The sequence below is a fragment of the Paenibacillus oryzisoli genome (assembly GCF_001653565.1).
Taxonomy (GTDB): domain Bacteria; phylum Bacillota; class Bacilli; order Paenibacillales; family NBRC-103111; genus Paenibacillus_E; species Paenibacillus_E oryzisoli.
Map to the genome: position 1 here is coordinate 109445 of NZ_LYPB01000088.1, position 14204 is coordinate 123648.

The following is a 14204-nucleotide window of genomic DNA, read 5'->3' on the forward strand; positions in this document are numbered from 1 at the left end:
CTTTCATATGTATAATGAAATAGGGAGGTTCAATTTATGGTTTTTAGAAAAACAGCAGCAATAAGTATGAGTGTGATTCTGAGTATGCTAGTCATGGCAGGGTGTAGTAGTACAAGCAAGGATGCGGGCCAGGCTGGAACAGACAAGACGGCAACGGCAACGAGTGGAAGCGGTGGGGAAGCGAAAGCACTGAAGGATTTGAAAATCACCCGACTGTATCACGGCGTCATGGAGCAATTCAAAGGTTCGGACACCATGAATAATAACAAAATTATTAATAAGCTCAGAGAAAACTCAGGCTTCAATATTCAATATGAGTCACTTCCGAACGAAAACCCATCACAAAAAATATCCATTATTTTCGCATCCGGCGATGTGCCTGATCTAATGATGGTTGCTGGCAAATCCGATTATTTTAAGTTGGCGAAACAAGGTGCGCTAGAGCCTCTCGATGATTTAATTGCGAAGCAAATTCCGAATCTATCCTCGATGGCAACCAAGGAGTCGTTGGATGCGTTAAGATATGAGGGGAAAGTGTATGCCATCCCATATCGCAACGCATTAAAGGTCGGCAATGGTCTTATCGAGAGAGCAGATATTTTGAAGGAATTAAACTTGAATACACCAACAACAATCGATGAGTTTTATTCAACGATGAAGACGATTAAAGAGAAGAAAAATATTGCGCCACTAACCATGGCGACTTCAAGTGCGGGATCTTTCTTTGATGGATTCTTCCCGTTCTCCGCTGCCTTTGGTGTATCCACGCCTACAGTCGTCAAAGACGGGAAATTGAAGTTCTCCTGGGTGCAGCCGGAATACAAGGAATTCATAACCACCCTTAAGAAATGGTATGACGAAGGATTACTAGATCCTGAATTTGCAGTTAACAAAGATAGCAAAGCGAAGTTGATTAACGGAACAGCCGTGTTTAATACGTTGTATTTCTCATCAGGCATTGATGTGGATAAAGCCCTGCAGGAAAAGAAAGCTGGCGGTTCTGTACAGTTCATCGCGCCTCCAGTTGGCAAGAATGGTCAATCGGGGATTCAAGATGCTTCGATTTCAACGCAGTATATTATTATTCCGAAACAGGCGAAGAACAAACTGGGTGCAGCCCAATATCTGAACTTCTTGTACAAGCCGGAAACCGATATCCTGATTAACTACGGTGTTAAAGGTGAGGATTATACAGAAGCGAATGGAGAATATACGCAAACCAAAGAGCAAAGTGATAAAATTAGCTGGCGTTCGATGTACGGCTTGGGAGATACCGATTTCGGGATTGATGCAAGGTTGAAAGCGAAGAGCTTGTTGCCTTATTACACGCATCAGCTTAAGTTCAACAAAACGCGTGAGGAAACGAACTTTGCTCCATCCATTGAAGCGTACGATTCCAAATTCACAGAATTACGTAATTATGTTGAAGAGAATTCGATGAAATTCATTATGGGTAAACGCGATTTGTCAGAATTCGACAAATTCACACAGGAGTTTGACGCTAAAGGCGGAAAAACGGCAATTGATGCTTTGAATGAATGGTATACAAAGAAATAAGGGTCTGTATATAAAAAAAGAGCCATCCTCAGGTAGATTAGCTACTTGGGGGTGGCTCTTTTGTTGTTGGAAGTATAAGAGGTAGGTACTAGGCCCGTTTATGTGGGAATTAGTGAATCAACGCATCTTGTGTATTCTCTGTCTTCACAACGCTGTGTGAAGATGAACCTGTCAGACGTTGCGGAGGGAAGACTTGGCGAACGGGCGTAATGATGAGGGCAGCTACGACTGCTTTAATCGCATCTCCAGGAAGGTAGGGATAGCACCCTTGAACCATTGCTTTTGCAAATGAATAGGATGGAACTTTGTACATCAACCAAGGCACGCCAGCTAAGTAAGAAAAAAGGGAACCGAAAATTTCAAGTACAAGGAAGATAGCGATGTATCCCATGATGCCTTTCAGACGAATCCGCGGTAAAATAAGACCAATGAGCATGGCGCAGATCGGCCAAACCATGATGAATCCACCAGTCGGTCCGAGGACTTTGTCGATACCGCCAGTCCCATTTAGAAGAGGAAAGCCTAGGGCAGTAAGGACCACGACAAGTGCCATACTTAGGAATCCATAACGTGCACCTAGCAAACCTCCAGCGAGCATAACGGCTAATGTTTGAAGGGTAATCGGCACAGGCGAGCCAGGTACATGGATGATAATAGAACTGAATAACACGAGAATAGCTGCAAATAATGCACTGAAAATAACACCACGTAGTGTAAGTTTCATATTGTTGATCACTCCTGTTTCTGTTATTGTTAATCTATTGTCAACTAATAGGTTCACAATAAAGTTGACAATAAAGATAATAGCACACCTGCTAGAAAAGTGAAAGGAACTTTTTTACATATGCCTACTGAAGAGAAATTAATGTCATTAAAGAATGCTTCGATCATCTATCGAATGGAATCAGGAGAAGGGCGACGCGTATGGTCAGGTGTCTCGCTAGACATTCATAACGGTGAGTGGATTGCAGTTGTGGGACCCAATGGAAGCGGAAAAAGCACCCTTGCTAGCGTGCTGTTAGGTTTGAACCCATTGTCGGAAGGGCAAGTCCAGCGTAGAGCGAACGATGTGACGCAGGCGACAAGAGGCGTGCTGCAATTGCCAGAGGCACAATTCATAGGAGAAACGATTGCAGAGGAGCTAGATTTCTTACCGCAAGCGCAGCAACTAACGGCAGAGGAACGGGGGCATTGGTATGCCGAAGTATTGGCTGCTGTCGGCTTGTCACTTTCACCGGAGCGTACTATAGCTACCTTGTCTGGGGGACAGAAACAATTGGTTAACCTTGCAGCTGCACTTGCAGCTCATCCAGAAATTCTGCTGTTGGATGAACCGACGGCGATGCTGGATCCAGCTTCTCGCAAAGAAGTCAGGGAAGCTGTGCGTCAGGCCCATCAACGTGGAACGACGATTGTATGGATCACACATCGTCTGGAAGAGGTGGCGGATGCGACGCGAGTGATCGGGTTTGGAGCGGGAAGGATTACCTTTGATGGGGAGCCGCGGAGGTTCTTTTATGGGGATGTTGGAGAGAGATCTGGGAAATTAGAGGGATTAGGGAAAAAATCTGAGAAATACGAGATATTAGAGGGATTAAAGGAATTCGAGAAATTTTCGCCTTGTGTGGAACTTGGCTTTGATCCGCCTTTTGCGGTTCAAACGGCAATGCATCTGTTAGAACAGGGACTTCATTTAGATCCTCTACCACTGAACATGGAAGAGTTGGCGGAGGTGATCTCATGCCGATAGTTGTGAAGGAAGTCGGAGTAACCGTTGCCGATTCACCCGAGGTGACACTGCTTCGGGATATAAGCTTTACGTTGCAGGAAGGTTCCGTGACGTTGCTGATCGGTCATTCGGGCTCAGGAAAATCTACATTGTTGCAAGTGATGTCGGGTCTACTTAAACCTCAAACCGGAACGATTACATTGGATGAGCAACCGATTTGGCTAAAGCCCATGAAGGCTGATCCTAAGCAATTGCTCCGCTTCGGCCTAACGTTTCAATTTCCTGAGCAGCAGCTGTTTGCAAGGAGCATAGGGCAAGAATTCGCTTATTCGCTCAGGCCGTATAAATTGGACAAAGAAGAGCGCGAGCGACGCATCCGCGAGGCGACTCATGCGCTCGATCCCCGTGGCGTCTTCGCCATGGATCGTTCGCCCTTCGCGCTCAGCGGCGGTGAGCAGCGGCGGCTCGCACTGGCGACGACCTTCGCCACGGCCCCGGATTGGCTCTTCATGGATGAGCCAACCGCCGGCCTCGAGGCGGCCGCCGTGCGCGAGCTGCTGCTCATGCTGCGCGAGCGCAGCGGTCGTGGCGGACTCGTCATCGCCACGCACGATCTGGACACGTTCTTTCCGCTTGCGGAACGTGTCCTCGTTCTAGACCATGGCGAGCTCGTCTTCGACGGCTCGCCGCAACAGCTCTGCCGCGCGCCAGAGTTGCTGGCGCGCGCCGGGGTTGGCCTCCCGAGCTGCGCGGAGGCCTCGCAAGAGCTGGCGCGCGTGGGCATCGCCATCGCGCCGGATCAGTTCACGCCGGCGGCTGCCGCGACGGCGATCTTGGCTGCACTGCGCGAAGCGAGCAGCGCTGGTGCGCCGGCGGCTGCGGCAGCGGCGCCGATAGAGGCCACACGACGCGAAGCGAGTGTGGCGGTAGAGGGGCAGCAGCTGGCGAAGCCGCTGCTGTCTGGGCATGAGCCACCCGCGCCGCAGGCGGGGTGGCTGGGGCTGGACCCACGCGCGAAGTGGCTGCTCTACCTACTGCTCGCCATCGGTACGATGGGGCAGCAGGGGTGGGGCAGCCTCGCGGTGGCCGCAGCGCTCGTCGGCTGCGCGTTCATCGGCCTCCCGCGCAGCGTGTTGCGCGGGATGAGGAAAATCGCGACGTCCTATGCGATTTTCCTGATCTTTTCCGTCGCGCTAGCAGGGATTGAACTTTCGCCGCTCGGCTACTCCGTCGACAATGGCTGGAGCACCACCTTCCTACTGGTACGCTTATTTGTTGTCTTGCTGGCAGGTTACTGGCTAGCGATGTCGACACCGTATGGTCAGCTCGTACAGGGTCTGAATTGGGCATTGAAATATTTGTACAGGGTGAAGCTGCCCGTGGCCTCGTTCTCCTTGGCGGTTTCGTTTGTTTTTCGCTTCATCCCGCTCATCATGCGGGAGTGGCAGCAATTCTCCGTCATTGTGCGAGCCCGAGGGAAAGCGTCTGTTCGCCCGGGGAGTGTCCGAGTGCGCGACATTCCCGCGCTGGTAGTGCCACTTTTACTAGGGATGTTCCACAAAGCGGAACAAATGACCGTTGCGATGGAAATGAAACAGGTCGACGGTACAACGTTGCTGCTCCGGAAGAACACGCTAGAGTGGAAGAGAGCGGACACGATCTTAGTGGTGGTTGCTCTACTTGCTTGGGGACTATTGCTATTTACGTAGCCGTATCAGTTGCACATAAATAGTATCCCACCCATTATCCAAATCTAGGAATATTTCTCTCCATTACTGCTTACAAATAGAGTAATAGAATATTCCAGAGAAATGGGTGGTTTACTATGAACGTCCGTAGGAAGTGGCTCTTATTTTATACATTACTAGCGGGGGTGTTTACACTTCTTTTGCTCTTAGTTATCAGTGGTGTTAATTTTTCGACAGCTCCCATTCTCATAGAAGTACAAGCCGAGGAATCGATTCAATCTCCTGTGTCTGACCTCGTATCTAAGCCTATGTCTGTGTCTATACCTGGGTTCGTGTCTGACCTTGAACCTGTGTCTACGTCTATACCCGAGCCTGCCCCTGTAACTGTATCTGTTCCTGATCCGATGCCTCAGACTTTGCCTACACCCGTAGAGTTTTCCTCCCTACCACTGGACAAGCCTGAGCAGCCACCCCCACCTCAGACAACATCCGTTACAGTAGACACCTACATGCCCAATGGGGCTGCCACACCTTTTGCCTCGTCCAAAGTCAGCATTCCCGTCCTCAACTATCATAGTGTCACTATTGATCCAGGAAATGTAGTCGTTATTTCTCCAGCCAAGCTGGAGGCACAGATGAAATATCTGCATGACCAGGGGTACACGCCTATTTCTCTCGACACATTCATTAAACTAATTGAAAAGAAAAGCGGGATCGTGGCGCCAAATAAGCCTGTACTGCTCACCTTTGATGATGGGTATGTGGATAATGTGGAGGAGGCGATGCCGATTCTGGCCAAATACAATTTCCCTGCCACACTTTTCATGTCACCAGGCATGGTCGAGGACCCCAGTTATTTGAGTTGGGAAGGGGCTAAGCAGCTCCAACAAGCAGGCTGGGATATCCAACCGCATGGCATGACACATCCTCATCTACCTAAGCTATCATCGGAAGAACAAGCGTATCAGATTACAGAAGCTAGAAAGTTAATTGAGGAGCAGTTAGGCACACAAGCAGACGTTTTTTGCTTTCCTTACGGGGAATATAATCAAACAACGTTGAAGCTCTTAAAAGCTCATGGCTTTCGCTATGCGTTTACGATTGAGCAAGGCTACACAACGAATCAACAGTCTCCTTACTTGCTGAAAAGGTTGTTTATTAACGGGGAAGAAAGCCTGAAGGCTTTCATAAACAAGCTCCACAAAGCCAATTAGGGAGCCGTTTTCTTGTCCCTTCATCAGAAAACATAAAAAGAGCTAGCACATTTGAGCTGGATTCCAGTTCAGGAAGCTAGCTTCTTGATATTTGATACTTAAAAGAAGAATGTTTGGACTTGTTAGTTAAAATGACCTAAAAATTAAAATTAGTATAGTGACAAAAAGACTATATATGTTAATATTGACAGGAAAATATTACTATAAAGGGTGGTAGTTTTCCTTGAAAGTATTTGAGTATATAAATAAGCAAGTATACGAAAATCTGGAACAAGTTCTGCAAAAACTGGATGACAGACTAGATTTAAAGCTATATGCTTTCCTATTGGATGAGAATCAAGAATGTATTCAAACAGTTCGAGTTAAAAGTGTTTTAAGTGATCTTCAAGGTCAAGAAACGGATGTTATCCAAGAAGAGCTAAGTGGCCCAGAGGAAGTTTTTAGAAAGATTGGCTTAGCCCACAAAGACCCGGGTACAAACTTAAAAGATTTCCTTATTCGTCTTGACACAAATAGCTTCAAAACCAGTTTGTGTCCAGTAGTAGTACTAGCTGAGTCAAATATCAGTGAGAATGGGGTTGCGATTGAAAGTAGTGAGGAGCAACCACTTAGACAAGAGTCAAATGAATGGAACATTTTCTACTCCAACAGTTTTGAGCTTGAAATAGATGCTGGACACTGTACCCTTAAATACATATTGTTGATTGAATATACAGATTCGGTTACGCGAAGTATTTTTCTTGAGAGGCCACAGCTATCTTTTCTTAGAATGATCTTGGATTATTATTTCAAGGATTATTATAAGGTATCGGGTGATAAGGAATTATTATTTGTTAATGAAGATAACAAAGTTGAAATTAAGTACAAAGAGAATAGCAGTCAGTTCCTCCAAAGGATGGCACGCTTATTTTTTGGGAAAACACAGGACTTTATTGTAAACGGTTTCGATTTAATCGATGTCTCAAGAGCAGATATTGAATTGACAGAGACGGAAAGAAATCAATATTACATTAATAACTTGCTTGAGAAGATTGATGGAATTTCTACAAGGACGTATGAAGGTGAGATTCCGTTTGGTTGTATGCTTCTTCTCAATACTAGTATGCTCGAAGATAGCAAGCTTGTTAAATATTCAATCAGGTTTCAAAATCATCAGCCTATTTACTTAGAAGATGCTCGGCGAATTAGAAAATTGCTTGAACTTACAAACAAAGAGAAAGATCTGTACTTGATTGCTGATGATAAAGCCATCTATGGTGTGGGTGAAATAGATTGGGGCCAACTAGGGGACAATCTGCTGTTCAAAGTGGAGTTTAAAGGGCTATCCAGATATGATCTTCTGCTTGTTACAACGGAGAAAAAGGAAAATACGGATGCTCATGTAGTTGTAGAAGATGAATCTAAAATATTTAAAATGACCATGAATTTAGAAATTGTATCTCATAAATTAACAAGTATTTCTTTTAAACAGCCGGGTATTGGTTCTGGGGGCTTTACGCATGAGCTTTTTGAACGCACAATGAAAGCGCAGTTTAAGGAAGTTGTTCCTCCCATTACACATGAAGGAATTCAGAAGCTCCGGCTTATCATTCAGAAGGCGACTGAGCAGCAAAATGGAACGATGGTTGTAATTACAGACCCCGTAACTGCTGACAGTGAATTGAAGAAACTGCGAAAACAGTCCACTCCGATCCTGCCTACTGATATTAGCCCCGCATTCATAAAGCATCTCACTTCCATTGACGGAGCGATATATTTTGACACAGAGGGAGATTGTCACGCTATTGGTGTGATTTTGGATGGACTGGCGCAGCAGCATCTTGGAGACGCAAGTCGAGGGGCCAGGTTTCATTCGGCACACCGTTATCTTGAGAAGTTAAAATCAGATACAAAAGGATGCGTCATCGCCATTATCTCGGAGGACGGCATGATTAATCTGATTCCAGAACAGGTAAACGAAGCTATTGTACGCCAGGTGGTTAGAGCAATGATAAGCTATATTAGAGAAAATGATGAACTCAGTGAAGAAACATTTCAAGATTATGAAAGACGTCTTAAAGAAGTTGAAACTGAAACCACTATAGACCATCATCATTATTTTAAAGTAGCAGCAGCTTTTTTTGACAAAAAACACTATCTCAAAGCAGCATATTATTATGATAAAGGCTTGAAGGTATGTGGTCATTTTATTATCAAATATAATCGCGCTCTTGCACTTTCCTATTTTAGACAAGGAATGAGTGATGGAATTTCCAAGAGTAGTAAACTAGAATCTTTGAAAGCAGTTGTGGAACAAATTGAAATCATATTTAATATGGCTGCAGACCATGAGATTAGCCATCATGATTATAATCGACGTGCCCTTGCCTTGTCGGGTATTGGGAGACTATCTGATAGTAAAACGAAGGAAATTAATTTTAACAAAGCCTTACTTGACTATACAAAATCAATAGAAATTAAAACTGTTAGTAAATATATTCTCTATCGAAATCGTGGGTATTTACATCTAGAAATGGGGAGTTTTTACGAAGCTCTTGATGACTTGATATTTTCGGAATTAATTTTATCTGAAGAAGAGACTCTCATGTCGATAGAAAGACTTATCAAACGTGATGTATCTTTATTTGTACACGCTCTTACCAGTTATTCGGAAAAAAAGAATGAGAAGCATGATAGCGAAAATCTCAAGAAGTTATTAGAGGAATACGGAGCTAAACTAGCCGAAGATCATCCCGAAGTAGCTGCTGCATTAGAGCAGCATGGTATGAATCAAAAGCAGCCAGAAGATGAATAATTGGGGAGAAACAAATGAGTATAAAGAAAGCACAACTCCTAAAAGTAGGAACTGGGTTTCCAGGGTGTCAATTAGCAGTAATCTTTCTACATGGTATAGGAGGGGAGCTTTACGACACTTGGCGAAAAGATTCCTACTCACAAACACTTATTGAAATGCTGGATCAAGATCCACTATTAAGAGATGCGGAATTTTACAGTTATGGCTACCGTACTGGTTTGAAGCCTTGGCAATATGATTTCACGACGGTGGCAGAATTATTGCACTCGGATATTCAGGTCAATTTGCCCGGGAAGGATATAGTATTCGTGGCGCACAGTATGGGCGGGTTAGTGGTACAGCAGTATATCGTGAACCGCTATGAAACATTTGACAGTAGTAATCTGAAAAGTGTAAAAGGCGTTGTTTACTTATCTGTTCCTTTTTATGGATCCGGATTGGTTGAGTTATTTCCAAAGTTGTTGGCTAATAAGCAGATAAAATCGTTACGCAGGAAAAATCCACAACTGGCTTTACTTGAGGGGAACTGGAACAAGTATGCATATAGAGGCGGAGTGGAGGCTTTGCCAGAAAATTTGAAACATAATATTTCACAGATTGCCTTGCGCGGGGAGCGTGATCGGGTAGTAGCGAGTGCCTCTTCCACTCCCTTATATTTAGGAGCAGAAGTCATTGCTGTCGATGAAGGACATTCGAGTATATGTAAGGTTGATAGCAGTAGTACAGTTTATAAAACAATTCGTGATTTCTTGCACAAGCATTTGGAACCTATATCTACAAATTCTAAAGCAATGATTTTTCATATACATGGGTATGACCAGCAACAATATGAAGTGCAACCCCAGATTGAATTGAATTGGACTGAATATTTTGACGTATATGCATCTCCCAGGAGGCTGCCGTCAATATCTGAGTGGAGTATTATGGCAAAGGCATTAGGAGACGCAGCTGATATCTGGTCACAGAATCGAGCTGTGAGACGATGTGTTCGGGTATATGCTAGTCTTAGTTTGCCCGGAGGAATTCTCATCGGGAGCAGATTTTCTCAAGCAAGAGGGGCTGTACTTGAAGTAGCGCAAGGTGAAGGGATATGGTCTTCATTGAGACATGATCCTTCATTTGAAGTGAATGTAAAACAAGGTTTTGGTAATAATTCAAACAGTAAACGTGCTATCGTTGTGCTTAGTGTCTCTAACGATATTGAGAAGACAGTTATCTCTCATTTGAAACAAAGTGATATTCAGTACGAGATTTTAATTAATTTGACACCTCAGCTAGGGGCTGGTCAGCGAAGTATAAGTGGTGCAGAACAGGCAGTTTCGTATGCAATTGCAGTTAAAGCTGCTGTGGATAGACTAAAACAACAGGGTATTGATAAAGTTGATTTATACCTAAATTGTCCATTTGGTGTAGCTGTCTTTGTAGGACATTATTTGACCGCTGCTGGTCCCATACAAGTATTTGATTTCATGAATCCTGGGTACGTTCCAGCATGTGCTTTGTAATAAAGGGAACTAGTCACAACGCACTTTTCTTACTACTGTCTTAGTAGCATCTAGATATTATTGACCCGAAAAAGGAGCTAGCCACGTTGTTCAGGCTAACTCCTTTTTACCCTATTCAGCAACTCACACCATTACCTCAAACGATTACAATACGCTTCAAGTTCGTTGAACGGTATCGTGAAGAGGGCCAAGTGATTCACAATGGATTTGGTGGAGCCTGGCAAGGCAAGGAATTTGGCAAAGAGCCGATCTAATTCCTCCTCGGCCGCAGAAGCCCAGAACTGAACCTGCTGCACGTCGGGATTGCCTGCTTTAATGGCATGTACTAGCGCACGTAGTCCTTGAACGAATAAAGAGGATCTTCGCAGGCCCTTCTCAATAAAAGCAACTTCGATCTGACATATATGTTGGTCCTCATAGTCGCCAGGGCCCGTGCCGTAACCGAAGCCGGCCGCGCCGACTATGTCGTAGGACTCTTCGCTGATGATGAGCATGGCTTTACCTAGTAAGAGCGGGCTACTGATGAAACTGAGTTTCATGCCGAACGTGTAAGGCAAATTCAGTTCGTCGTGATGACGCAGCAGGAAGTCCATATAGGCTTCATGATCCATTTCAAATTCGCTGACTCGGAATTCAAAAGACATTACTGTGGCTGTACGCGAAGAGAATCGTTAACTTTAACGATTTTACCGAAGCCGCTTCCTTTTTTAGAACCTTTGTCGATACTAGGGGGAACTGGAAACATACGGATAGCCTCCTTATTGTCGTAATTTGTACTTCTATTTCCATTATATCCTAGTGAATTTCTTTAGGGTATCCCTTAAAATGTTAATTTTCTCACAAAAAACGACTTCTTTCCCGTGTGTACCCTCACGAACGGAGCTTGCGCTAGTAAATTTGGCATACAGTCGGCATATATAATCGTTCTCGGCTAGTGCTGCAAGCCTGAGTTCCTGAACCTCCGGACCTCCTGCAATAATCTCATTGACCATGTACAACAGCCCTTGGATAAACAAGCGTGATCCTCGATAAGCTTTATCAGCGATGGCCACATCCACCAGGGCAATATCCGTATCCTGAAATTCCTGTTCTGATGTTCCATAGTAATAGGCCGCTATGCCAACCACTTGGTTCTGAGCATCCTTCGCACAGATCAGGTGGCCCTGGGTTACGTAGGAATAAATGAGGGTGACCATTTCCAAGGTAGAATAAGCGGGGTGCAGGTCGCGCTTCCGGGCTAACAGAAATATACTGGCCTTAGCGAAATCGTCATCACTCACACACTTGTGGTAACGTAACATCAACGTGTTCCTCCTTCCTAAACTCCTGATGTTCAGACTTTCTCTGGCTTCCAGTCTTCATCCGATTCTCTTCTGAAGCGTATGCTCCAAGGATTGCTTAATTTGAGGATGTTCGGCCATTAAGCGGTGGAAAGCTTCTTGCCGGACAGACAACAGAACCGATGGGCCCATCGCCCTAACGGTCGCATTCCGAGGGACATTGTGAAGCAGCGCAATTTCGCCAAAATGATCCCCATCCTGCAAAACAGCGACCCGCCGCTCTACGCCATCAGGCATACGCTTGATAATTTCAAATTTACCACGAACAATAATGTAAAATTTGTTGCCCTCATCGCCTTCGCGTACAATATTCTCGCCTTCATTACAGGTTTCAGTTGTAAACAACAACGCGATGTTCTTGAGTAATGTTGGTGCAATGCCTTCGAAGAAAGGTAGTTTGGCAAGTCTGTCCATCTCCACTGTCGCATAGAGTCCATCCTGAGACAGGTTAAATCCGTACTGTTTATCCCAAAGCGTACGGTATAGATTGTTCTTATGTAGCAGTTCTTGATGAGTACCGGAATCAATGATGCGGCCATCTTGGAAGACATGAATGCAGTCGGCGTTCATGACGGAGGATAGCCGATGCGTCACGGATACAATCGTCTTCTCGGATTTAAGCCTTTCAATGAGCTGATTAATGTCAGACTCGGTAGCCGGGTCTAATGCTGACGTTACCTCATCGAGCAGCAGCAGGTTCGGTTTCCTTAACAGTGCTCTTGCTATCGACAACCGCTGACGTTCGCCACCTGATAGCGAGCCGCCTTCGTGATGTACCTCTGTATCGTATCCGTTAGGCCAGCCGGCAATGACATCATGAATGTTCGCTTGCTTGGCCGCCGCAATCATTTCAACTTCCGAAGCTCCACTATCCAGCAGCAGGTTATCCCGAATGGTCGTATTAAATAAGAAGGTATCCTGTGTAACAAGTGTGGACTGTTTGCGCAAAGAGGCCTCGCTTAAGATACGTATGTCATAGTCATTGATAGAGACCGAGCCTTGCTTGGGATCATAAAAGCGGGACAGCAGCTGCAACGCCGTACTTTTCCCGGAACCACTGGGGCCAATAAATGCCACATAGCTCCCAGGAGCAATACGTAAACTTACGTTATGTAATTGATTGGCTTCCTCGGTATAACCGAAGGTCACTTCATCCATGCGGATCGAAGGAAGAGAAGAGGGAAGCTCTAGCGAATGAGCATCCTCTGTAACAGTAGCCGGGTGGTCCAGAATTTCCCGTATCCGATGAAAGCTTGTGCTGGAATCGATTAAGCTTGGGATGAGGGAAGATAAATTCGAGCCGGACTGTCCTACACTTAAGAATAAGGTGAAAAAGGCCATGAAACCGCCAATGCTCATCATATCATGGAAAATGAGGTAGCCCCCGAAACCGATCATAATCCCATTCAAAATGAGCAGGGAGATAAGTGGAAGGCGCTCCATCATAGAACCGGCAAGTTGTAATTTCAACCCGAAGGTAAAGAGTTCTTGGACTTGTTTACGTGCGCGATCTTGGAATCTGGCTTGGAGATGTAGACTTTTAATTGTTTTATGTCCCTTTACCATTTCATCAATTGTGTTCGTGAAGCGCTCTTGCGATTCTTTGTAGTCGAGATTGGCGGTTTCCGCTCGCCCTTGAAGGAGCTTTGGCCCGATAAACATGAGTATGGAGCCGACAAGCATGGCTAGTGTGAGTTTCCATTCAATTGAGAACAGGATGAAAAGTCCGAGCAGAACACTTAAGGCCTCCTTCAGAAAATAAGGAAAAACGATGCGGACGACTCTTTCCAAGGAAGTCATATCGGATGAGAATCGAGCAACAAGATCGCCGACTCGGTATTTTTGATGAAAGGGAAGCGATTGCTTCTGAAGATGTGTGAATAGCTCTATCCGCAGCTTCTTGATGATCTGGCCGCCAAGATTGCCGAGTGTGTATTCTCCATAAATACTTGCACAAATGTTGATAAAGCCAGTGCTAAGCAGCACGATAAGGATGATTGCGAAGTTATGCACACTTTTTGGCGTAAAAGCCTCATCAACAAGATATTTCAGGCTGATAGGAGCTGCTACCGAATATCCCACTTCTATGAGAAGACAGAATAGAAAAATGCCGGTTAAACGCTTATAGGGAGTCCAAAGATGCAGCAGTGTTCGTAGGAATTGCAGGAGTAGTCGCCACCTTTCATAAGAATAAGATTACAGCACTTTTTTGGGGTTGTAAACGACACGCTTTGTCATATTTCGGTAAGAAAATTAGTTAGAGAGAGCTCGGTCTATGTATGCTCATCGCATATTTCCCGCAATCTCACGCAGCCTAATGAATTCTCCCTCACCTAACGTGTATAATACAACTATCACCAAGAAAAAAGTGAAGGTG

10 protein-coding genes are annotated in these 14204 nt (G+C 45.0%); 6 read left to right on the forward strand and 4 right to left on the reverse strand.

Annotation, left to right across the window (positions count from 1 at the left end; all coding sequences use genetic code 11):
* Window positions 1–36: 36 nt before the first annotated feature.
* Window positions 37–1557, forward strand: a complete 1521-nt coding sequence (locus tag A8708_RS28275; protein WP_068669284.1) for an extracellular solute-binding protein — start codon at window positions 37–39, stop codon at window positions 1555–1557.
* A 109-nt stretch (window positions 1558–1666) separates the two neighbouring features.
* Here the strand turns inward: A8708_RS28275 and A8708_RS28280 are convergent, their stop codons facing one another.
* Window positions 1667–2281 carry a biotin transporter BioY gene (locus tag A8708_RS28280; protein ID WP_068669285.1) on the reverse strand — a complete coding sequence of 205 codons (615 nt, stop codon included), beginning with the start codon at window positions 2279–2281 and terminating at the stop codon, window positions 1667–1669.
* 141 nt (window positions 2282–2422) lie between these two features.
* On the opposite strand from A8708_RS28280, the gene A8708_RS28285 reads away from it, so the two are divergent.
* From A8708_RS28285 to A8708_RS28305, 5 genes are all read left to right on the forward strand, one after another.
* On the forward strand, window positions 2423–3307 hold the full coding sequence (locus A8708_RS28285; RefSeq protein ID WP_239696874.1) for an energy-coupling factor ABC transporter ATP-binding protein: 885 nt from the start codon (window positions 2423–2425) through the stop codon (window positions 3305–3307).
* Window positions 3298–4995, forward strand: coding sequence for an ATP-binding cassette domain-containing protein (locus A8708_RS28290; protein ID WP_068669289.1), 1698 nt, complete (start codon window positions 3298–3300; stop codon window positions 4993–4995). Before A8708_RS28285 ends, A8708_RS28290 begins: the two co-directional genes overlap by 10 nt.
* A gap of 116 nt (window positions 4996–5111) precedes the next feature.
* Window positions 5112–6188, forward strand: a complete 1077-nt coding sequence (locus tag A8708_RS28295; protein ID WP_239696875.1) for a polysaccharide deacetylase family protein — start codon at window positions 5112–5114, stop codon at window positions 6186–6188.
* Window positions 6189–6411: 223 nt separating this feature from the next.
* Window positions 6412–8982: a diadenylate cyclase gene (locus A8708_RS28300; RefSeq protein ID WP_068669291.1), complete on the forward strand. Its 2571-nt coding sequence runs from the start codon at window positions 6412–6414 to the stop codon at window positions 8980–8982.
* Between the two features lie 14 nt (window positions 8983–8996).
* Window positions 8997–10487: an alpha/beta fold hydrolase gene (locus tag A8708_RS28305; protein WP_068669293.1), complete on the forward strand. Its 1491-nt coding sequence runs from the start codon at window positions 8997–8999 to the stop codon at window positions 10485–10487.
* 131 nt (window positions 10488–10618) lie between these two features.
* Here A8708_RS28305 and A8708_RS28310 read toward each other — a convergent pair whose 3' ends face one another.
* The 3 genes from A8708_RS28310 to A8708_RS28320 form a co-directional block, all read right to left on the reverse strand.
* Window positions 10619–11131 (reverse strand): hypothetical protein, encoded by a 513-nt coding sequence (locus A8708_RS28310; protein ID WP_068669294.1) that lies wholly within the window; start codon window positions 11129–11131, stop codon window positions 10619–10621.
* A 144-nt stretch (window positions 11132–11275) separates the two neighbouring features.
* Window positions 11276–11788: a hypothetical protein gene (locus A8708_RS28315; protein ID WP_068669296.1), complete on the reverse strand. Its 513-nt coding sequence runs from the start codon at window positions 11786–11788 to the stop codon at window positions 11276–11278.
* 57 nt (window positions 11789–11845) lie between these two features.
* Window positions 11846–13993, reverse strand: coding sequence for an ABC transporter transmembrane domain-containing protein (locus A8708_RS28320; protein WP_068669298.1), 2148 nt, complete (start codon window positions 13991–13993; stop codon window positions 11846–11848).
* Between the last annotated feature and the right edge of the window lie 211 nt (window positions 13994–14204).